This window comes from Hymenobacter persicinus, assembly GCF_004167665.1.
In the GTDB taxonomy this organism is placed as follows: domain Bacteria; phylum Bacteroidota; class Bacteroidia; order Cytophagales; family Hymenobacteraceae; genus Hymenobacter; species Hymenobacter persicinus.
The window spans coordinates 112,735-132,522 of sequence record NZ_SEWE01000007.1 but is presented as its reverse complement, the minus strand read 5'-3'; the positions used below and the strand labels follow the sequence as shown (position 1 = coordinate 132,522).

Annotated in this window: 17 protein-coding genes; 4 read left to right on the top strand and 13 right to left on the bottom strand. The window is 63.0% G+C overall.

The window, feature by feature from the left end:
• A partial coding sequence (locus EWM57_RS21075) for a hypothetical protein (protein WP_207218269.1) occupies positions 1 to 1,021 on the top strand: 1,021 nt, incomplete at its 5' end.
• A 107-nt stretch (positions 1,022 to 1,128) separates the two neighbouring features.
• Here the strand turns inward: EWM57_RS21075 and EWM57_RS05315 are convergent.
• Positions 1,129 to 1,596 carry a hypothetical protein gene (locus EWM57_RS05315; protein ID WP_129920097.1) on the bottom strand — a complete coding sequence of 156 codons (468 nt, stop codon included), beginning with the start codon at positions 1,594 to 1,596 and terminating at the stop codon, positions 1,129 to 1,131.
• Positions 1,597 to 2,081: 485 nt separating this feature from the next.
• Between EWM57_RS05315 and EWM57_RS05310 the strand changes: the two genes are divergently transcribed.
• The gene (locus EWM57_RS05310) at positions 2,082 to 3,392 is read left to right on the top strand and encodes a sugar MFS transporter (RefSeq protein WP_129920096.1); all 1,311 of its coding nucleotides are present in this window, start codon (positions 2,082 to 2,084) and stop codon (positions 3,390 to 3,392) included.
• A gap of 110 nt (positions 3,393 to 3,502) precedes the next feature.
• Here EWM57_RS05310 and EWM57_RS05305 read toward each other — a convergent pair whose 3' ends face one another.
• The 3 genes from EWM57_RS05305 to EWM57_RS05295 all read right to left on the bottom strand — a co-directional run bounded on the left by EWM57_RS05305 (position 3,503) and on the right by EWM57_RS05295 (position 6,648).
• Positions 3,503 to 4,681, bottom strand: coding sequence for a glycosyltransferase family 4 protein (locus EWM57_RS05305; protein ID WP_129920095.1), 1,179 nt, complete (start codon positions 4,679 to 4,681; stop codon positions 3,503 to 3,505).
• Between the two features lie 141 nt (positions 4,682 to 4,822).
• Positions 4,823 to 5,575, bottom strand: coding sequence for a LytR/AlgR family response regulator transcription factor (locus tag EWM57_RS05300; protein ID WP_129920094.1), 753 nt, complete (start codon positions 5,573 to 5,575; stop codon positions 4,823 to 4,825).
• The gene (locus EWM57_RS05295) at positions 5,572 to 6,648 is read right to left on the bottom strand and encodes a sensor histidine kinase (protein ID WP_129920093.1); all 1,077 of its coding nucleotides are present in this window, start codon (positions 6,646 to 6,648) and stop codon (positions 5,572 to 5,574) included. Before EWM57_RS05295 ends, EWM57_RS05300 begins: the two co-directional genes overlap by 4 nt.
• 286 nt (positions 6,649 to 6,934) lie before the next feature.
• On the opposite strand from EWM57_RS05295, the gene EWM57_RS05290 reads away from it, so the two are divergent.
• Positions 6,935 to 8,125: a zinc dependent phospholipase C family protein gene (locus EWM57_RS05290; RefSeq protein ID WP_242509987.1), complete on the top strand. Its 1,191-nt coding sequence runs from the start codon at positions 6,935 to 6,937 to the stop codon at positions 8,123 to 8,125.
• 2 nt (positions 8,126 to 8,127) lie between these two features.
• Here the strand turns inward: EWM57_RS05290 and EWM57_RS05285 are convergent, their stop codons facing one another.
• The 8 genes from EWM57_RS05285 to EWM57_RS05250 all read right to left on the bottom strand — a co-directional run bounded on the left by EWM57_RS05285 (position 8,128) and on the right by EWM57_RS05250 (position 17,887).
• A complete protein-coding gene (locus EWM57_RS05285; protein WP_129920091.1) occupies positions 8,128 to 9,873 on the bottom strand; it encodes a T9SS type A sorting domain-containing protein in 1,746 nt (581 codons plus the stop codon).
• A gap of 39 nt (positions 9,874 to 9,912) precedes the next feature.
• Positions 9,913 to 10,323 (bottom strand): hypothetical protein, encoded by a 411-nt coding sequence (locus EWM57_RS05280; RefSeq protein WP_129920090.1) that lies wholly within the window; start codon positions 10,321 to 10,323, stop codon positions 9,913 to 9,915.
• Between the two features lie 47 nt (positions 10,324 to 10,370).
• Positions 10,371 to 10,820 (bottom strand): hypothetical protein, encoded by a 450-nt coding sequence (locus tag EWM57_RS05275; protein ID WP_129920089.1) that lies wholly within the window; start codon positions 10,818 to 10,820, stop codon positions 10,371 to 10,373.
• A gap of 63 nt (positions 10,821 to 10,883) precedes the next feature.
• Entirely contained in the window at positions 10,884 to 12,344 is a 1,461-nt protein-coding gene (locus tag EWM57_RS05270) for a TolC family protein (protein WP_129920088.1), read from the bottom strand.
• A gap of 104 nt (positions 12,345 to 12,448) precedes the next feature.
• The gene (locus EWM57_RS05265; protein WP_129920087.1) at positions 12,449 to 15,538 is read right to left on the bottom strand and encodes an efflux RND transporter permease subunit; all 3,090 of its coding nucleotides are present in this window, start codon (positions 15,536 to 15,538) and stop codon (positions 12,449 to 12,451) included.
• Between the two features lie 42 nt (positions 15,539 to 15,580).
• The gene (locus tag EWM57_RS05260) at positions 15,581 to 16,036 is read right to left on the bottom strand and encodes a GNAT family N-acetyltransferase (RefSeq protein ID WP_129920086.1); all 456 of its coding nucleotides are present in this window, start codon (positions 16,034 to 16,036) and stop codon (positions 15,581 to 15,583) included.
• Positions 16,037 to 16,042: 6 nt separating this feature from the next.
• Entirely contained in the window at positions 16,043 to 17,206 is a 1,164-nt protein-coding gene (locus EWM57_RS05255; protein WP_129920085.1) for an efflux RND transporter periplasmic adaptor subunit, read from the bottom strand.
• A 177-nt stretch (positions 17,207 to 17,383) separates the two neighbouring features.
• A complete protein-coding gene (locus tag EWM57_RS05250; protein WP_129920084.1) occupies positions 17,384 to 17,887 on the bottom strand; it encodes a YciE/YciF ferroxidase family protein in 504 nt (167 codons plus the stop codon).
• 142 nt (positions 17,888 to 18,029) lie between these two features.
• Between EWM57_RS05250 and EWM57_RS05245 the strand changes: the two genes are divergently transcribed.
• On the top strand, positions 18,030 to 18,386 hold the full coding sequence (locus EWM57_RS05245; RefSeq protein WP_129920105.1) for an MGMT family protein: 357 nt from the start codon (positions 18,030 to 18,032) through the stop codon (positions 18,384 to 18,386).
• Between the two features lie 10 nt (positions 18,387 to 18,396).
• Here the strand turns inward: EWM57_RS05245 and EWM57_RS05240 are convergent, their stop codons facing one another.
• Complete coding sequence (locus EWM57_RS05240) at positions 18,397 to 19,782, bottom strand: hypothetical protein (RefSeq protein ID WP_129920083.1); 1,386 nt, start codon at positions 19,780 to 19,782, stop codon at positions 18,397 to 18,399.
• Positions 19,783 to 19,788 lie beyond the last annotated feature (6 nt).

Here is a 19,788-nt window from a genome sequence, read left to right as displayed (position 1 = left end):
GGCCCGCTGGGATGGCAACGCCTGGCAGGCCCTGGCTAGCGGACCGCCCACCTTTGCCAGTGCCATCACTGTGGCAGCCAACGGCGACATCTACGCCGGCGGCGTTTCGGCCAGCGGCAACGGCTACCTGGCGGTTTATAACGGCACCAGCTGGCGCATCATCACCTCTACGCTGAGCGGCCCCACTCTCTCGGCGGGCGGACCAGTGCGCAGCCTCGTGCCGGCCCCGGGTGGCGGGGTGTACGTGGGCGGGGGCTTTCTGTCGGTCGGTCCCGCCGGCACGCAGTATTTAGCCCGCTACAACGGGAGCAGCTGGAGCAGCGTGGGCGCGCTGGGCTCGGGCGGGCAGGTCAGCGTGGGGGTGTTTGCCCTGGCCTTGTCGCCCAACGGGGACCTGCTGGTAGGTGGCAACTTTGTGAATGCTGGTGGCAACCCCGACGCGGATTACGTGGCTCGCTACAGTGGGAGCGCCCTGCTTCCTCTGGGCACCGGCTCCCGTATGCCGGCGCGGGCCCTGGCCGTGGCGGCCAACAATGATGTGTACGTGGGCGGGGATTTCACCGGTACCACGGCTCAGCCCGAGCTGAACCGCGTGATGCGCTGGGACGGCACGGCCTGGCAGCCCCTGGGTACCGGCCTCGATGCCACGGTCATTGCGCTGGCTGTGGCTCCCAACGGCAACGTGCTGGCCGGCGGCTACTTCAGCAGCGTGGGCGACCTGAGCAAGACCAGCGCCTACTTTGCCCTCTACCAGCCCAACGGACCGCTGGCTGCCGGCAACAGCACGCCCCAGGTACCGCTGGAGCTATATCCCAACCCGGCGCGCGAAAAAGCCACCTTGCTTCTGCCCGCCGCCCGTCTGGCCCGCCGGGCTCAGCTGCTGGATGCGCTGGGCCGGCCCGTGCGCACGCTGGCCGTGCCCGCGGGAGCCGTCAGGCTGACCGTAGACCTGCGCGGCGTGATGCCGGGCTACTACCTGCTTCGCTGCGACGGGCAGAGCGTCCGGCTGCTGGTGGAGTAAACTCGGCAGCCTAGTAGGCTAAAACAGGTTGTATCCGTACCCACAAAGGCCCCATTTCCGAGCTGGAAATGGGGCCTTTGTGGGTACAAGCCAAGAAGGACGGTCAGTTAACCGTTGGTTTTCTTCACCTTCACTTTACCGTTCTTGGCTTTGAGCTTGCCGGCGTCGCCGGGGTGCATGCCGCCGCGGTGGTGCTTGGCTTCGAGTTGGGTGTATTTGGCGTACTGGTCGGCAGTCAGCACTTCCTTGAACTGGGCATCGTACTTGGCGCGGTTAGCCTTCATCTGCTCACCCATCTGTTCCCGGGGGCCCGGGGCGGGTTTGCCCTGACCGCGCATGGTCTGCATTTCCTGGTCGCGGGCCAGCATGATCTGCTGCACCCGGCCGGTTTGCTCGGCGCTCAGGCCTAACTCCTGGGTCAGGCGCTGGCTTTGTTTGGCGGCCCGTTGCTCGGGCGTCATGTTGTTGTGATGGTCCATGCGGCCGGCGGGCGGAGCTGGCGTAGCGGTTTGGGCGGAGGCGGTGGCAGCCGTGAACAGAAAAGCGGCGAAGAGAGGAAGCAGGAGCTTTTTCATGGAAAACAGAAAAAAAGTTGACGGGAGGTTAAGTGAATAAGGTGGCCCGGGCGGTCAAACCGCGGCGCCGGGCTGCTATTGCCAAAGGCAATAGTGGGGCCGCAAACCGGGCCAGCCGCCGGCCTAAAGGGTTTGCTCGACGGCGGGCCCGATTGGATCGGCGCACTCCGCATTTCACCCGACTAGAAGGCCCCGGACAAAATGGTAGAATGTAGATTGGCGATTCGGCTCAGCTCGGATAGGATTAGAGTAGCAGGGCACCACGCTGGGGTTGATCAGCAGTTTGTGGCCCCGCGGTTAGCCGCTGCCGCGCTAGCCAATGGGTATCAGGCTGCTAGTAGTGATAAACTGGTGGTAGGTACGAATAGTACCTGCTGCCTGCGGGGATTTTTGTTGCGTAGTTCACTGCGTTCCGGAAGGCAAGCCGGGCGCTTTGCGTATTATAGCGCTTCAAATAAAGATTCCAGCTTTTCCCTTCCCGCGTTATGGCGCTTATCAGTTCCCAACCCCGCAGCGACGCTGCCCCAGCTTCCACCGAATCTGGCTTAGCGCCTAGCTACACCTCGGCGCTGGGCTCGCTGACGGTGCTGTTTTTCATGATGGGCTTCATCACCTGCCTCAATGACATCCTGATTCCGTATCTGAAGGGCCTTTTCACGCTCAGCTACGCCAAGGTTAACTTGGTGAACTCCTGCTTTTTCGGGGCCTACCTGGTGATGGGCGTGCCGGCCGGCCAGGTTGTCAAGCGCCTGGGTTACAAGAAGGGCATGCTGGTAGGGTTCCTCGTTGCTGCCCTGGGCTGCTTTCTGTTTTACCCTGCCGCCGAAAGCCGCACGTTCGGGCTGTTTTTGGGGGCGCTGTTTGTGCTGGCTACCGGCATCGTGATGCTGCAGGTGGCCGGTAATCCTTACGTAGCCATTCTGGGGTCGCCCGAAACGGCTTCTTCCCGCCTCACGCTCACCCAGGCCTTCAACTCCCTAGCTACCACCATTGCCCCGCTGCTGGGCTCGTGGCTAATTCTGTCCCATCTGCCCGACCTCAAAACGCTCACCGCGGCCCAGACGGCCGCCCTCGACATTACGGCCGTGCAGTACCTGTACCTGGGTATCGGAGCCGCGTTGGTGCTTATTTTTCTGCTGCTGACCTTTCTGAAGCTCCCTACTATTGCCCACGCGCCAGCGCCGGCCGGCGATACGCAGCGGGCCTGGAGCTATCGGCATTTGCTGCTGGGACTGGTGGGCATCTTCACTTACGTGGGTGCCGAGGTGGCCATCGGGTCGCACATTGTCAGCTACCTGGGCCAGCCGGAGGTTATGAATCTGTCGGCCCAGGCGGCCGGCGACCAGGTGGCCTACTACTGGGGCGGTGCCATGGTGGGCCGCTTTTTGGGCATCGGCATTCTGCGCAAATTCCGCCCTGGCCGGGTGCTGGTCTTCAACGCTCTGCTGGCCGTAGTGCTGGTGCTGATTTCGGTGAATACCACCGGAGCCGTGGCCATGTGGAGCTTGCTGGCCGTGGGCCTGATGAACTCGATTATGTTCCCCGTCATTTTCACCCTAGCCGTGGCCGGGCTGGGGCGGCACACCGAAGATGCCTCGGGTCTGCTCTCAGCCGCCATTGTCGGGGGGGCCGTCATCCCGCCGCTGTTTGGCCTGATTGCCGACAGCACGTTCGGCGGTGGCGGCGTGCACGCGTTGCGCTTGGCCTTTGTGCTGCCGGTGCTCTGCTACCTCTACATTGTCTGGTACGGCCTGCGCGGCAGCCGGCCCACGCCGGAAGTAGTCCCCGTCGTTTAAGTAGCCCCGCGAAAACGCAAAAACCGGGGAGAAGCTCTGCTGCACTGCGGAGTTTCTCCCCGGTTTGTTTTTGGCCCCCGCAGTACGGCTTCGCTCCGAATGGGTGGTGGTTACAAGGTCTGAATCACTTCTTCCGTGAGCTGGCACTGGCGCTGGTGGGAGTAGTTCTGCACGTGGGCGTAGGCGTTGAGCACGCGCTGCCGGGTGGCGGCCGGGTCCTGCAGGCAGCGGCGGATACACTGGGTACAGGCTTCCACGTCGAGCAGGGGGTAGAGCAGGGCCGTTTTCTCGTGCTCCACCAGCTCCAGCGTGCCCCCGGTGGCCGCCGCCACAATGGGCACCTGAGCGGCCATGGCTTCGAGCGTGACCATGCCGTAGGTTTCATTCACGGAAGCCAGCACGAACACGTCGACGGCGTGGTAGAACACGGCCGGATCGGGGCGGAACTGCCGGAAGTGCACGTGCTGCTCCAGCCCGAGCTGGGCCACGAGCCGGCGCAGGTGCTGGAGGTACGCGTCGCCCTCGTTGAGGGTGATGTCGCCCATAATCAGCAGACTCACGTCCAGGGTAGACGTAGACCGCAGCCGGTCAAGAACCTGAATGACGAACTCCTGGCCCTTGCCGTCGTCGAGGCGGCCCAGGATGCCGAGCAGAATCCCTTCGGTGGGCAACTCCAGAGCCCGGCGAAATTCGGCTTTGGGCGTGGCTGGCGGCGCAAACTGCTCCAGGGGCAGCCCCAGCGGCACGAGGTGGACGCGGCGGGCGTCGTAGCGGGTTTGCTCCGACACCTGCCGCACCAGGCCCGGCAGGGGCGAAAGCCAGGCATCGACCAGCCGAAAGCGCAGGGTGTGAAACAGGTCGCGCTTGGCTAGGCCCAGCTGCATGTGCTGCTGGTAGAGAATGCGCAGCCGGCCGCCGAGCAGCAGCTTGGTCAGCGTCACCAGGTTCAGGTCCTTGTTCTGGGTCACGACCAGCGTGTCGAGCTGGTGCTGGGCGAGCTGGGCCTTGAGCTGCTGGGCCGCGCTGGCCACGCCCAGCCCGCGCCGCGCCGTCAGGGTTTGCAGGGGCACGCCCCACTGCCCGGCCAGTTCGGCTAGGGGCGTAGCCGGCGGGGCAAAAAACACCACATGGTGACCGCGCTGCCGCATCCAGTCGGCAAACTTGAGGCTGTTGAGCTCCAGTCCGCCCAGGCTGGCCGACAGGCACAGCACGCCCAGCCGGAGCGCGGCCGCGGCAGAAAAGGGAGGGCCCGCAACGGGTGGGGGCAGGGAAGCAGAAGGGCCAGTCATCGGCAGGGCAACAGGCGCGGACGCCAGAATCGGGAGCAGGAAATAAGGCGGGGCAGCAGGGCCGGCCCGGCAAAAGTACGCGCTACGGGCCGGGATTCGGAAGGCCGGCGGATGGAGCCTCCCGGAAAGGCTGGCCCGGGCTCAGCTCCAGCGGCTCAGAAACTGCGCAAACGGCTCTTTATACTGGTCGCTGACGGTGATGGTGGCCGAGCCAATCTGCACGGTGTTGCGCCGGATGGCCTCAATTTTATCCAGGGCCACGATAAAGGAGCGGTGAATGCGCAGGAAGCGGCGGGCGGGCAGCTTTTCCTCCATGGCCTTGAGGCTCATCAACGAAAGCAGGGGGCGGGGCTGGCTGCTCAGATGCACTTTCACGTAGTCCTTGAGGCCTTCCACGTAGAGAATATCGTCGAGGGCCACGCGTACCAGCTCGTATTCTACCTTCAGAAACAGGTGCTCGGCTTCCTCGGCGGGCGCGGCGGCTGGAGCCACTGCCGCCTGACTGCCGTGGGTGATTTCGGCGTAGCCCCGGGCTTTGGTGGCGGCCCGCAGAAACTCCTCGTAGCTGAAGGGCTTGACCAGGTAGTCCAGCGCATCGACGCGGTAGCCTTCCAGGGCGTACTGGTTGAAGGCCGTGGTGAAGATGATGCGCGGCCCCGTGCCGGGCTGCCCGCGGTCCAGAACCCGGGCCAGCTCCATGCCGGTCAGCTCGGGCATCTGAATGTCGAGGAAGAGCAGCTCCACGTCGGGGTGCTCGTGCAGGCTGCGCAGGGCTTCCACGGCGCTGGTGTAGCGCCCGATCAGCTCCAGAAACGGGGTTTGATCAATGAAGGAGCACACCAGTCCCAGGGCCAGGGGCTCGTCGTCGACGGCAATGCATTTCAGCGGCGTCATAGATCTTGCAGGGTTAGAAGGACGCGAAACTCGTGGTCCGCGGTGCCGTCGGTGACGGCCAGGGTGTAGCGCCCGGGGTAAAGCAGGTCGAGGCGGCGGCGGGTGTTGACCAGCCCGATACCGTTGCTTTCGTCGAAGCCCGCGGTGGGCGTGTCGAACTTGGTGTTGCGCACTTCCAGCTCCAGGCGCTGGGGCGTGGGCTGGCGCACGGCCACAAAGATCCGGCTGGGCTTGGTGGCGCTGACGCCGTGCTTGAAGGCATTCTCGACGAAGGGCAGCAGCAGCATGGGCGCCACGGATACTTCCCGCAGCGGCTCGGGCCACTCCACCACCACTGCTACCTTGTCGGTCAGGCGCAGCTTCATCAGCGCCACGTAGTCCTGCACGAAGGCCAGCTCCTTGCTCAGGGGCGTAGTATCGGTGGGGGTTTCGTAGAGCACGTAGCGCATCATCCGCGACAGAGTGTGAATGGCCTGGCGGGCGCCGTTGCCGTCGATGACGGTCAGGGCGTAGATGTTGTTGAGCGTGTTGAAGAAAAAGTGCGGGTTGATCTGGGCCTTCAGAAACGACAGCTCGGAGGTCACCTTCTCCTGCTCCAGTTCCTGACGGCGCAGCGTGTCCTGCTGCCACTTGCGCACGGCCGTCACGCTGGTGCTGATGCCCAGCACGAGCAGGGTCGTCAGCAGGCCCTTGTTGTCGAAGCGGCGCGGGCGCGGGGGCAGGTTGGCGGGCGTGCCGGGCGGGCGCAGCACTACATCCATGAGCTGCTGCAGATTCAGCCACGAATCGATGAGCTGGGACAGCAGAGTAATTACGGCCGCCGTAGCCAGCAGCGCCAGGATAAACCAGCCGATGCGGCCGCGCAGCAGCAGGCGCGGGGCCGTGACGTGGGCCGTAAAGTAAAAGGCGCCCACCCAGAGGCCGAACAGGAGCAGCTGCTTGATCCAATACTCGGTGGGCAGCACGAAGCGGCCCATAATCGGGTTGAGCAGCAGCAGGGAAAACGCAAACAGCACCCACACCAGCACGTGGGTCAGCGGGGTAATGTAGCGTTGGAGGGAAACGGTAGGCATTGAGCAGTGAAAAGCGGAGCGGTAAACTTAGCAGAACTTCGCGCCCAGCGCCACCCAAACGGACCGCCGCCCCGATTGTATCGACGGAAACCGGCGTTTGTCCGACCGCCCTGCGCCCGAAGGCGGCACTGGCCCGTACAACTCCGGTCCAGCTTTCGCGTAGATTGCTACGGCCTGTTTCCCCGACGCCGTAGTCCCGCGCGCAGGCCTTCTAGTAATGCTGAAATGGCTTTTTTGCGGGGTTCTGTCCCTGCTGCTTACCCCACTTTCCTCTTCTGGCTACTCCGTGCTCACGCACCAGGCCAACATCGACTCCACCTGGAAGCGGTGCCTGCTGCCGCTGCTGCAAACCCGGTTTCCCGGGGCCACGAAAGAAGAGCTCATTGAGGCCAAAAGCTACGCCTACGGCGGGGCCATCATCCAGGACATGGGCTTCTATCCGTTCGGCTCGCAGCTGTTCACAAACCTGACCCATTACGTGCGCAGCGGGGACTTCGTGCGCAACCTGATTGAGGACTCCCAAGACCGCAACGAGTACGCCTTTGCCCTGGGCGCGCTGGGGCATTACGCCGCCGACATCAACGGCCACCCCGAGGGTACCAACAAGGCCATGGCCTCAGTGTATCCGGATTTGAAAGCCCAGTTCGGCAACATCATCACCTACGACGAGGCGCCCAAGCAGCACACTCAGCTCGAGTTTGCCTTCGACGTGGTGCAGGTGGCCGCCGGCCGCTACCGCACCGAGGACTACCACAGTTATATTGGCTTCAAGGTCAGCAAGCCCGTGCTGGAGCGGGCCTTCGAGAAAACCTACGGCCTGAAGCTGGGCCAAGTCATTGCCAACGTGGACCTGAGCATCAGCAGCTACCGCTTTGCCGTGAGCCAGCTCATCCCGACGGCCACGCGGGCGGCCTGGCAGAGCCAGCGCAAGGAAATCCGGGCCCTGAGCCCGCAGGTGCGCCGCCGGGAGTTTATCTACAACCAGAGCGCCCGCAAGTACCGCAAGGAGTTTGGCACCGACTACGAGCAGCCCGGCACCGGTGCCCGCATCCTGTCGTTGGTGGTGCGCATCCTGCCCAAAATCGGGCCGCTGAAGCCCTTTGCCTTCAAGCTGCCGACGCCCGAGGCCCAGGCTTTTTTCAAGTCCAGCTTCAACATGGTTCTGAAAAACTACTGCTCTTTGCTCGAACAGGTGCGCGACAAGCCCCAAAACTTGCGCTTGGCCAACACCGACTTCGATACTGGCCACCAGACCAAGACCGGCGAGTACCCGCTGGCCGACAAAACCTACGGTGAATGGCTGCGCAAGCTGGCCAAGGAGAAGTTTGAAGGCGTCAGCGCCCCGCTCAAGCAAAATATCCTGGCGTTCTACGGCGACGCGCCCAAGCCTTCCAAAGATGAGGAAGAGAAAGAGGCCAGCACGTTCAAGGAAACCCAGCAGGCCCTGGCCGAGCTCAAGGCCCTGCCCGTGCAGTAGCTTTACTCCACTGCCAGAATCTGAGCTGCAGCCTTTCCTGCTGCCCAGACTCGAACCAGATACAAGCCCGTAGAAAGCCCACTTAGATTAACGTCGTGACGCCCGGTGTTGTCCTTTAGCACTATTGCTTGGCTAAGCGCCACCCGGCCTGTTGCGTCCGTAATAGTAAGCGTGCCCAAGTCGCCGGCCAGGACGCCAGGCACTACACTGGTGACCCCTAGATGAGCCGGATTGGGGTATAAAGCCAGTTGTTTCAACTGCTTTGACTTACTTAGAGCCGTCAGGGTGTTGTCGTTGATAGCAGCCAGAAATCCAGTACTTGTACCAAGGGGAGAAGCAATGGTAAAGCTGCCAAAAGCCGCCTGAGGTACCACGTACCCGCCAATGTAAACGCTCGTAGCAGTGAGCGTGATACCCTTAGCGTAATCGTTATTATCACCCCCAGCCTGCAGGGCCCAGGTAAAGCTTCCGGTCGTCCCTGTATCCGTGAGCTTTGTTACAAACACGTCTGCATTCACTGGACTAATCAGCACGGTGGCACCAAAGCTGGCATTACCGCCTTTGAAAGAGCCCGTAGCATAGATGGCGGTTCCACTTACTGCCAGAGCATCTACTTGGTCCAGCCCAGATCCCCCAGCCTGTTGCGCCCAGACAAAACTACTGCTCGCCCCAAGATCTATAAGCTTGGCAATAAATACATTAGAGTTGACAGGGGTGATTATAGGATTGGTCAGAGAAACCGAGCCAAAGGTCGCCGTCGCACTAAAGAAGGCCCCGGCTACATACACATTGCTGCCTTGCACTACAACGGAGTTGGCAACATCACTGCTGGCACCACCGGCTTTTTGCGCCCAGACGAAACTGGCGCTATTGCCCGTGTCCGTCAGTTTAGCTATAAAGACGTCGAATAAGGTACTGGCACTTCCGTTAGTAAGGATGATGCCGCCTAAATTGGCAGTTGCGCTAGCAAAATAGCCGGTTAGATAAATGTTGGGGCCATTCACCGCAACCGCCTGTGCGAAGTCGACGCCAGTACCGCCAGCCTTTTGCACCCACGAAAAACGCGCACTGCTGCCGTCATCAACTACCTTGGCGACGAACCCGTCGTAGGACGCTGAAGAAGGGCTGCTATTGACGAGAGTGAGGGTGCCAAAATCAGCTGTGGGACTGGAAAAGGAGCCGGCGGCGTAGACGGCATTGCCGCTTACGGCCAAGCCATGAATCTCATCGTCGCTGGTGCCACCTGTGCGCTGGGCCCAAGCAAACGTTGCGTTGGTACCCGTATCGGTAAGCTTCACTATAAATGCGTCGTCTGTGCCCGTGCTGCCAGCATTGGTCAGCACTTGACTGCCGAAGCTGCTTGCTGCTCCGGTAAAATAACCTGCTACGTAAATGGCCGTCCCATTCACCGCTACCGCGTAGGCTTGGTCGATGCCTACGCCACCAGCCTGCCGCACCCACGAAAAGCTGCTGCTACTGCTATTCCACTTAGCGACAAACAGGTCGGAAGCCCCGGCACTGGTTAAAGTAACCGTTCCCAACGTAAGGCTTCCAGAAAAGCTGCCCGCTATAACGACGTTGCCGCTGGCGCCAGCTGCTGTTGCTTCAACGTGCGAAAAGCCACCCGTGGCCTGAGTTGGAGTTATGGCCATCTGCCAGGCGGCATTCTGGCCATAGGCGTGGGGTATACTTGATAAGCAAAATAACAGGGATAGTATACCGGGGATGCTCGTAAAGCATTTTTTCATAAGTGAATGAAGAGTGGTAAAGGGAAGTAAAAACCCGCTTCACTCAGCCAGCAGCCAGAGCATGGCCGCGCCTTCGTCGCCGAACAGCTGCATTTGGTAAGGGCGCTCCGGAGCCATGCCGTAAGTGAGCTGCTGCATCTGGTAATCATCGGAGGCGTACACGGCCAGGCGGGCGGGGGAGCACAGCACGGCAATGCGCAGGCGCGCCGGCCGAAGGGCTGCCGCCGCCTGCGGAAAAAAAGTGGTGGTTGTCCAACTGGCCAGTTCGGGGTCAAGGTTTTCGCGCCGACGCACGTCGAGCAGCCACAGGGCCGTAGGCAGGGACTGGGCCTCGGCGAGCAGGGCGGCAAAGTCGGCTTGCAGGGCTCCGACGGGCGCATCGTCCTGCCAACGCGCTACCAGCGTAGCCAGGTCGGGGCGGAAAGTAATAAGGCAGTTGGCGGCAGACATCAGACGCGAAGAGGAAGAATACAGGGCCGAAAACACCAGCCCACGGGCTACTCGTGACTCGGCTGCTGCTGGGCCAGCAGCCACTGCATGGCCGGTCCTTCGTCGGCGAAAGTACGCAGGCGGTACGCTTGGCTGGAATGCTCTGCCTGGGCCACGGTGGCACGCAGGGCCGGCTCGAGCCGAATATTTTCCACCCGGGCCGGCGCCAGCAGGTAGGCCACGAAAAGCGGGTCCGGGGCCAGCGTGGCGGCCATTTCGGGCAGCAGGCGCTGGGCCACCCACTCCGACTGAAAAGCATCGAGCATCACGCGGCGGCGCACGTCCACGAGCCAGCACGTGGCCTGGTGGGTATGGCTAAGAGCCGAGGCCGAGCGAAATCCTTCCTGCAGCTCCTCAAACGTGACGTCGCGCAGCCAGCGGACCGTCAGAACCCCCAGGTCCGGGCGGTAGGAGAGCGTCAGGGGAGCCAACTCGGAAGGAAAGGGCGCAGTAGTCATGTCTGAAAGATATAAAATCAGCGTGACAGTTGGACTTTCGTGTGGCAGAGCCTGGGTGGCCGGTTATTGTCCGTCGGTGCTGCCGGCCTGCACCAGCCCGCCACTCAGGCGTCGCAGGATGGTTTCGGCCTGCTTGGCCTGGTAGCGGATATCGAGCAGACGCACCTCGGCGTCGAGCTGGGTGCGCTGGGCCTCGCGCAGCACGATGGGCGTGAGCAAGCCCAAGCGGTAGCGCTCCAGGGCAATGGCCACGTTTTCGCGGGCCAGCAGAATGTTGGCTTCTTCCAGCTCAAGCAGTTGCAGGCGGTTTTGGTACTGGGCGTAGGCCTGTTCGGCGTCGGCGTCGAGCTGGAGCTGGGTCTGGCTGAGCTGCAGCTGGCTCTGCTCCTCGCCGATGCGGGCATTCTGCTCCAGGCGGTTGCGGTTGAAGCCGTCGAAGATGGGAATGGAGGCCACCAGGCCGTAGCTGGGGCCAAACACCCGGTTGGTGTTGGAGCCCAGCACGCTGCCCTGGGCCGTATTGATCAGAAAGGCGTTGTTGACGGTGCGGGTCAGGCCGTAGCCGCCCTGTAAGCCGAGCTGGGGAAACCGGCTGGCCCGCACCAGGCGCCGGTCGTACGTGGCCACTGCGGTGTTAAGCTTGGCCTGCTGCAGGCGGGGGTTGTTGACTTTAATGGCTTCGGTAATGGCGTCGTGGTCCAGGTCGCGGGTTACCACGATGGAGTCGGCCGGGCTGAAGTCGAGGCGAGGGGCGCGGCCCAGCAGGTTGTTGAGGTTGATTTTGGCCGTCGTCAGGGTTTCCTGCTGCTGAATCAGGGCCGACTGGTCGGCGTTGTAGTCCACGCGGGCCGTCAGCACTTCCACCTTGGCACTCACGCCCACATCCACGCGGGCCTGGGTGAGGTCGATGCGGGCCTGCCCGATTTTGAGCGCTTCCTCAATCGACTTGATCTTGCCCGACTCGCGCACCACGGCGTAGTAGGCGTCGGTAATGCCGGCCACGGTTTCCTCCAGCGTGGCCCGGGTGAGCTGGCGCTGGCTTTGGTCGAGGGCCTTGAGCCGGTCGTAGGCAATGAACATGCCCAGGCCGTCGAAAATGGTCCAAGTGGCCGCTACGTTGGCATTCAGCCCGTTCACCCGACCCCCGTTAATAACCACCGGGGCCGCCTGCTCCCGCTGCTGGCGGGTGTTGTTGATGTTGAAGGTGCGGGAAGCGTTGCCGTTCACGACCGGCAGCTGGCCGGCGTTGCCGCGGGTGACGTTGTTGCTGGCAATCTGCTCGTCGGTGCGGGCCAGCCGGATGTCGTAGTTGTTTTGCAGGCCCAGCTGGATGGCCTCGGCCAGCGTCAGGGGCGGGGCAGGAGCCACGGTGGCGGGCCGGGCCGTCTGGGGTTTGGCCTGGGGCTTCGTCGTGGGCTGACGCGGCGGCAGCACCGGCTGCTGGGCCAGGCCCGCGAAGGGCAGGGCCAGCAGGGCGAGCGTCAGGCCGCGGTGGGGAAATAGAAAACGGGCGGGGAAGGGCATTCGGATAAAGTAAGGTAAGTCGTCCGGCGGAGTTGGGTACGGCGGCCTCGAAGCGCAAGGAGTGCTTCAGCGGCCCTCCGCCGGACGTGCTTGGCTGATTGGAACTACGCCGTGACGGCCTTTTCGGGCTCCTCAGTGGGCTTGTGCTTTTTGGCCGTGGCGAAGTACGAGTACATCACCGGCACTACGTAGAGCGTCAGGCCGGTGGCGAAAAACAGGCCGCCGACCACGCCGATGCCCATGGCGCGCCGGCTCAGGGCGCCGGCGCCGGTGGCAATGGCAATGGGCAGAATGCCGAGGATGGCGCAGAGCGAGGTCATCAGAATGGGGCGGAAGCGGGCCGTGGCGCCTTCCACCAAGCCGGTCATGTAGTCCACGCCTTCTTCCACGCGCTGGTTGGCAAACTCGACGATGAGAATCCCGTTTTTCGTCACCAGGCCCACGAGCATGATAATACCGATCTGGGAAAACAGGTTGAGCGTCTGGTTGAAGTACCACAAGCTCAGCAGGGCGCCCGACAAGGCCAGCGGCACAGTTACCATGATGATAACCGGGTCGCGGAAGCTCTCGAACTGGGCGGCCAGCACCAGATAAATCAGCACCAGAGCCAGGCCGAAGGCGAAGAGCAGGGACGAGGAGCTTTCCTCGAAGTCGCGCGAGGCCCCCGACAGCTCGGTGGAGAACGTGTCGTCGAGGCTTTTGTCGGCAATGCTGCGCATGGCGGCAATCCCGTCGCCGAGGGTTTTGCCCGGGGCCAGGGAGGCCGAGAAAGTGGCCGAATTGTAGCGGTTGAAGCGGTACAACTGGGGCGGGGTGCTGCTCTCGGTCAGGTGAATGACGTTGTCGAGCTGCACGAGCGTGCCATCGGCGCTTTTCACCGACAGCAGGCGTACGTCGAGGGGTTGGTTGCGGTCTTCGCGCGCCACCTGCCCGATAATCTGGTACTGCTTGCCCTCCCGGATAAAGTAGCCGAAGCGCTGCCCGCTCAGGCCGGCCTGCAAAGTCTGCGAAATGCTCTGCACCGACACGCCCAGGCTCTGGGCCTTTTCCCGGTCAATGTTGACGCGCAGCTCGGGCTTGTTGAACTTCAGGTTCACGTCCACGAACTGAAAGGTGGGATTCTGACGGGCGGCATCCAGAAACTTGGGCACGGCCTCGCGCAGCTTCTCGAAGTCCTGGGTCTGGATAACGAACTGCACGGGCAGGCCACCACCCCCGCCGCCACCCCCGCCGATGCTCTGGTCCTGGGACACGGAGGTGCGGGCGGCGGTCAGCTTTTTCACCCCGGCGCTGAGGCCGGAGGCAATCTGGTCCTGGGTGCGGGGGCGCTGGTCGGCGTCGAGCAGCAGCACCCGGGCGTTGCCCGAGTTGGAGCCCCCGCCGAAGCCCGGCGAGGTCACGGCAAACACGCTGCTCAGGTTGGCCGCGCCGGCCGAGTCCTGGGCCAGCTTGCTGAGCTGGTCCATGTAGGCGTCCATGTACTCAAACGAGGCACCCTCGGGGCCCGTGGCGTTGATGTTGACGCGGCTGCGGTCTTCCACCGGGGCCAGCTCCGAAGGAATGGCTTTCATGAAAAACCAGATGCCCACGCCCGTGCCCGCCACCACCAGCCAAGCCAGCCAGCGGTTGCGCAGAAACGTCTGGAGGCTGTCCTGGTAGCCGCCGATGAGCTTTTCGAAGAAAGGCTCGGTTTTGCGGTAAAACCAGTTGTGCTTTTCCTGGCGCTTGAGCAGCACTGAGCACATCATCGGCGTCAGGGTCAACGACACGAAGGCCGAAATCAACACCGAGCCAGCCACCACGATGCCGAACTCGCGGAACAGGCGGCCGGTGATGCCGGTCAGGAACACCACGGGCAGAAACACGGCCGCCAGCACGATGGTGGTACTGATAACGGCCATCAGAATTTCCTCGGAGCCCTTGATGGCGGCCGTTTTGGGGTCTTCGCCCTCCTCAATGCGGGAGTAGATGTTCTCCAGCACCACAATGGCGTCGTCGACCACCAGGCCGATGGCCAGCACGATGGCCAGCAGCGTGAGCACGTTGATGGAGAAATTGAGCAGGTACATCACGAAGAAAATCCCCACCAACGACACGGGAATGGCCACCACCGGAATCAGCGTGGAGCGCCAGTCGCGCAAAAACAGGAAGATGATGATGACCACCAGCACGAAGGCCTCGATGATGGTGTGTTCCACCTCGTTGATGGACTTGCGGATGAAGACCGAGTTGTCGAAGCCGGGCTTGAGCACCAGGTCCTTGGGCAGGTCCTTGCCGTAGAGCTCAATGCGCTTGTTGAACTCGTCGGCAATGTCAATCTGGTTGGAACCCGGCTGGGGAATCACGGCCAAACCCACCATCGGCACGCCGTTGACCTTGAAGATGGTCTGGTCATTTTCGGGGTACAGCTCCGCGTAGCCCACGTCGGACAGGCGCACGAGCGAGGCGGCGTCCTTGCGGATAATCAGGTTGTTGAAGTCGGCCACGGAACTCAGCCGGCCCATGGTGCGCAGGGTGAGCTGGGTGTTTTGGCCCTGCACGGCCCCGCTGGGCAGCTCCACGTTTTCCCGGGTGAGGGCGGTTTGTACATCCACGGGGCTCACGCCGAGGGCAGCGAGCTTCACGGGGTCCATCCACAGGCGCATGGAGTACTTCCGCTCCCCGTACACCCGCACCTCCGACACGCCCGGAATGGTTTGCAGGCGCTCCTTGAGGGTGTTGTTGGCGTAGTCGGTCAGCTCCAGCAGGGTCCGTTTGTTGGAGCTGAGGTAGGTCATCACAATGGGCTGGGAGTCGGCATTGGCCTTGCTCACGATGGGCGGGTCAATGTCGCGGGGCAGACGGCCCTGGGCCCCCGATACTTTGTCGCGCACGTCGTTGGCGGCCGTTTCCAGGTCGGCGTCGAGGTCAAACTCCACCGTAATCTGGGTGCGGCCGTCCCGGCTGTTTGAAGTCAGGTTCTTGATGCCGGCAATGCCGTTCAAGGCTTCTTCGAGCGGCTCGGTCACCTGGCCCTGCATCACGTCGGCCGAGGCCCCGGTGTAGCTCGCCGACACCGTGATAATGGGCGGGTCCACGCTCGGGTATTCCCGGATGCTGAGGTAGCGAAACCCGATGACGCCGAATATCACGATGACCAAGCTCATCACAATGGCGAGAACCGGGCGGTTGATACTGGTTGATGATAAGCTCATAGAAGAGAAGTTAAGTCGGATAGCGCCGCGGCGGCGCAAAAATTACCGGGGTCGCGCCTTGACGAAGCGCCGGGACTGGGGCTCGTAGCCCAGGCGTTGGTAAAACCGGTGGGCTGCTTCCCGCGGTATTCCGCTGGTTACTTCCACGCGGCCGCAGCCCCAGGCCCAGAGCTGCTGCTCGGCGGCAGCCAGCAGCTTGGCTCCAAGCTGCTGGTTGCGGTAAATGGCCAGCACGCCCAGCGTCACAATGCGCCCGTCGGGCGGGCGGTGCAGAAACGGGGTGCGGTGCAGGTGCACCAAGCCGATTCCCCGGGTTTCGTATTCGGCTACCAGCAGCAAGTCGCCGGCGGCCGTGAGTTCTGCCAGCCGGTTTGCCACCACCGCCGGAGTAGTAGCGTAGTCCAGCTCCGCGACCAGGGCTGCTAAGTCGTTGGCATCAGCGGGCGTAGCCGGGCGGATGCTAACAGCGGACAGCGCAACGGTCGGGGTGGCAGTCATTGGGGCTTACCGGCTGGTGGGCTGGGCTTTCACCGCGTCGCCGGGCTTAACCTGCAGAATGCCGGTGCGAATCACGGAGTCGCCCACGGCCAAGCCGTCGGTAATCTGGATGACCTTGTCGGAGCGAATTCCGATTTTCACCTTCTTCGGCACCATCTTGCCCTTCTGCACGGTGTAGACGCTGTAGCCGCTGGCCTCGGGAATCACCGACTCGGTAGGCACCTGCAGGGCGTCGGTGGATTCGCCCAGCTGCAGATTTACCTTCACGAAGGCGCCGGGGCGCAGCTCGTTGTTTTGGTTGGCGTAGCGGGCCCGCACGGGCTGGGTCCGGCTCACGGGGTCAATCTGCGGGTCAATGGCGTAGACCTTGGCCTCGTACTTCTTGTTGGTGCCTTCGTCGGTGATGCTGACCACGTCGCCGACGCGCACGTTGGCAGCAAAGCGGCCCGGTACGGCGAAGTCAATCTTCACCGGCCGCACCCGCGAAAGGGTCGTAATTTCGGTGCCGGGGCTTACGTAGGTGCCCACGGTGGCCGTAGTCAGACCCAGCACCCCGCTGAACGGGGCCCGCACGTAGGCTTTGGCCAAGGATGCCTGAAGGGCCTTCAAGTCGGCCTGGGCGGTCTGGAGCTGGTTGTTGGCCTGCTCGTATTCCTGGGCGCTGATGTACTCCTTGTCGAGCAGGGTGCGCTGGCGGCGCTCCTGGTCGCGGAAGAGCTGGATGTTGTACTGCTGCTTGCGGATGGCAGCCTGGGCCTCGTCGGCGTTGATGCTGAACAGCAGCTGCCCCTTGCTCACCGGCTGGCCTTCCCGGATGTTGAGGCTGGTAATCTTGCCCGACAGCTCGCTCTTAATAACAACCGACTCATCGGCCAGCACCGAGCCGGTGGCGGCCACTTCGTCGGAGAGGTTGGTGGGTTTTACTACGTAGACCTGCACGGGCAGGCGCTGGCCGCCGCCCTTACCGCCCGGGCCACCCTTGCCCGCGCCGGCCCCGCCTTTGCCGCCACCTTTGGCATCGGCGTTGGGGGAGGGGAAATACTTCATCTTGACGAACACCAGTCCGGCTACGAGCGCCAGGGCCAGCACAATCCATAGTACGCGGTGGCTTTTACCCGCCGGGGCTTCGGCCGTTTCTAGTGCTTCTCTTTCCTGTTCCTGGGTTTGCATATAGGGGGCATAGTTCCGGCCTGGCGCTGCGGGCCGCGTTAGGAGCGGGGCAGCAGTTCACAACGCGAACCGGCGGATTAGGGTTTACTTCCACCGGAGCGGGCGGCCAGGCAATGGGGGTAAGACACAAAAAAAGCCCGCGGGTTGCAGGCTTTTTTTCGTTTGGCTGGGCTGGCGCTACAGGGCTTTGGGGTTGATGTAGCTCTTAGCCAGGTCGTTGAGCTTGGTATCGGTGCTTTGCTCTTCCTGCAGGGTTTGGCGCAGCAGCGCGGCGGCTTCGGCGTGGCCGGTGCGCTCGGCATAGTGGGCGGCCGTGCCATACCCGGCTATTTCGTAGTGCTCCACGCGCTGGGCGGCGGCAATCAGGCCGGCATCCTTCACTTCGTCGGAGGCATCTTCGTGCATCATCTCCTTGCCTTCCTTGAGCAGGCCTTCCATGGCTTTGCAGGTATGGCCAGCGAGGTCGAGGCTCAGGGTGCGGCCAATCTGCTCGAGGCGGGCCACCTGGTTTTTGGTTTCCTGCAGGTGGGTCTGGAAAGCCTGCTTGAGGCGGGCGTCCTTGGCCGTGTCGGCCATGTCGGGCAGGGCTTTCACCAGTTGGTTTTCGGCGCTGTACAGGTCGCGCAGTTGCTCGTGCAGCAAATCGTCGAGGGTGCTGAGTTTACCCGAGAAGATTCCCATAATTGGCAGGTTTTAGGAGGAAAGAATAGGGCGCTAAGGAGTTGCTTGGTGTACGCTGGCCGCTTCCCGGCGTTATAGCCCAGCTTGTGGTGGCAGCGGCGCGCTGCTTACCTTGCCGGCCTTGTTTCGTCCCGCTTGGCCCATGAGCATTCCCCGCAACCCCACCGAAGCCCACCGCAATTTTTTCCAGGAAGTGCACGAAGTGGTGCGCCTCGTGCCGCCGGGACGGGTCACCACCTACGGGGCCATTGCCCACTACCTCGGCGCCCGGCACGGGGCCCGCATGGTAGGCTGGGCCATGATGGCGGCGCATACGGCCGACGGCTACGTGCCCGCTCACCGGGTGCTCAACCGCCTGGGTATGCTCACCGGCCGCCTGCACTACGCCACGCCCACGGCCATGCAGGAAGCCCTGGAAGCCGAAGGTATCCCCGTGGTCGACGACGTAGTACCGGACTTTAAAAAACGATTCTGGGACCCCAGCGCGGAGCTGGAATAAGAACGCCCAGCTAGTGCCGGGGTTCGCGCAGCCGTAGGTGCTTGAGGTGAAAAGCCCCTTCCTTGGTGGGCATCGGCTGCACGGCCGGCTGATGGGTGTCCTTGTTTTGCGCGTAGTTGAGGTAAGTGGCCGTGCCGAACAGCGGCACCAGCGTGTAGCAGGTGCGCTGCTCGTCCAGCAGGCAGATGGTCATGTCGCGGCGCCGGTCGTGCCAGGTCAGGGCCAGGTACTGCTCGGGGCCCAGGGTGCCTGCCTCCTTGCCATCGACGAGAACCTGCAACGGCGGGCCGGCGCTGGTGGCCGCGCGGCGGTACAGGTACACGGCGGCCGTGTCGGCAGTGGCAAAATCGTTGGCGGGGCGCTGGGCCACCAGGTTGCCGGTGATGACGCTCAGTTCGTAGGGCATGGGCTCTTTGCCGCCCGCCAAGGCCGCGGCGGCTACGCCCCCGGCCAGGCCAAACATGCCGCCCAGCACCACCCCGGTCAGGGCATCGTTTGGATCCACGGGGGCGAAACCAGTAAAGGTGTAGGCTGCACCACTCGGCGTCAGCAGAAAGTAGCTGCCCCGCTGAAAGATGTAGGCATTCTGCCCGTCGGACAAGCCCCATACGCCCCGAACCGGCGCGCGGGTGCCGCTGAAAGACGGCTTCAGCAGCAGGGCGTCGATGTCCGGCTGGCCGGCCCACTGCTTGCCGGTGCGGGGCTTCCGGATTAGTTCGAAAGGAGCGGTATCCGGGTTCGGGCTGTTGTTTTGAAACTCCTCGAGCGTGCGGTAGAAACCCCGCTGGGGCGTCAGCGTTTTTTGAATCGGGAACTGATAGGGCTGGAAGCCCGCGCCCTGCTGTACCTGGGCCAGGGTGAGCGGGGCAGTTCCTGCGCTGGGTTGGGAGGTGGGCGGCAGCGCGGCCAGTTGCAGCAGGGCGCTGGTAAGGATTTTGGCCAGGTTGCCGGCGTGCTGCTTGGTCACGTCCAACCCTTTCGACTCAGCCCCCAGACTCACGGAAAGCAGCGGGTAGAACTGCTGCCCGTCGCGGAGCAGGAAGTCGGCCATCACCTCGGCATTGGCCCGCTCGGAGCTGGCGCGGGTTTCCTCCGCAATTTTAAGCCGGTGGATTCGCAGCACCACGGGCCGCATGCCGCTGGCGGCTGGTTGCGGGCCGACAAAATGCAGCACTTCCTCTTCCAGACGGTGAGCAAAGTTAGCGGGTACCAGATGGTTGTCGAGGCCCTGCTGCACGTAGCCGAGCATGGTGCGGTCGGGGCGGGCATCCACAACCTGCTCCACCCAAAACGGGCTGGCGGGGGCACTGGCGGCGGGAAGGTCAATGGCAAAAACCTGGGCGGCCGCGGCCTGGGCCGAGAACAGCAGCGGGAACAGAAAAGCAGTCTTCATCATAACGTG

Coding starts and splice junctions, on each gene's coding strand:
- EWM57_RS05315 (WP_129920097.1), bottom strand. CDS start 1,596: ATGAAAAAGCTCCTGCTTCCTCTCTTCGCCGCTTTTCTGTTCACGGCT.
- EWM57_RS05310 (WP_129920096.1), top strand. CDS start 2,082: ATGGCGCTTATCAGTTCCCAACCCCGCAGCGACGCTGCCCCAGCTTCC.
- EWM57_RS05305 (WP_129920095.1), bottom strand. CDS start 4,681: ATGACTGGCCCTTCTGCTTCCCTGCCCCCACCCGTTGCGGGCCCTCCC.
- EWM57_RS05300 (WP_129920094.1), bottom strand. CDS start 5,575: ATGACGCCGCTGAAATGCATTGCCGTCGACGACGAGCCCCTGGCCCTG.
- EWM57_RS05295 (WP_129920093.1), bottom strand. CDS start 6,648: ATGCCTACCGTTTCCCTCCAACGCTACATTACCCCGCTGACCCACGTG.
- EWM57_RS05285 (WP_129920091.1), bottom strand. CDS start 9,873: ATGAAAAAATGCTTTACGAGCATCCCCGGTATACTATCCCTGTTATTT.
- EWM57_RS05280 (WP_129920090.1), bottom strand. CDS start 10,323: ATGTCTGCCGCCAACTGCCTTATTACTTTCCGCCCCGACCTGGCTACG.
- EWM57_RS05275 (WP_129920089.1), bottom strand. CDS start 10,820: ATGACTACTGCGCCCTTTCCTTCCGAGTTGGCTCCCCTGACGCTCTCC.
- EWM57_RS05270 (WP_129920088.1), bottom strand. CDS start 12,344: ATGCCCTTCCCCGCCCGTTTTCTATTTCCCCACCGCGGCCTGACGCTC.
- EWM57_RS05265 (WP_129920087.1), bottom strand. CDS start 15,538: ATGAGCTTATCATCAACCAGTATCAACCGCCCGGTTCTCGCCATTGTG.
- EWM57_RS05260 (WP_129920086.1), bottom strand. CDS start 16,036: ATGACTGCCACCCCGACCGTTGCGCTGTCCGCTGTTAGCATCCGCCCG.
- EWM57_RS05255 (WP_129920085.1), bottom strand. CDS start 17,206: ATGCAAACCCAGGAACAGGAAAGAGAAGCACTAGAAACGGCCGAAGCC.
- EWM57_RS05250 (WP_129920084.1), bottom strand. CDS start 17,887: ATGGGAATCTTCTCGGGTAAACTCAGCACCCTCGACGATTTGCTGCAC.
- EWM57_RS05245 (WP_129920105.1), top strand. CDS start 18,030: ATGAGCATTCCCCGCAACCCCACCGAAGCCCACCGCAATTTTTTCCAG.
- EWM57_RS05240 (WP_129920083.1), bottom strand. CDS start 19,782: ATGATGAAGACTGCTTTTCTGTTCCCGCTGCTGTTCTCGGCCCAGGCC.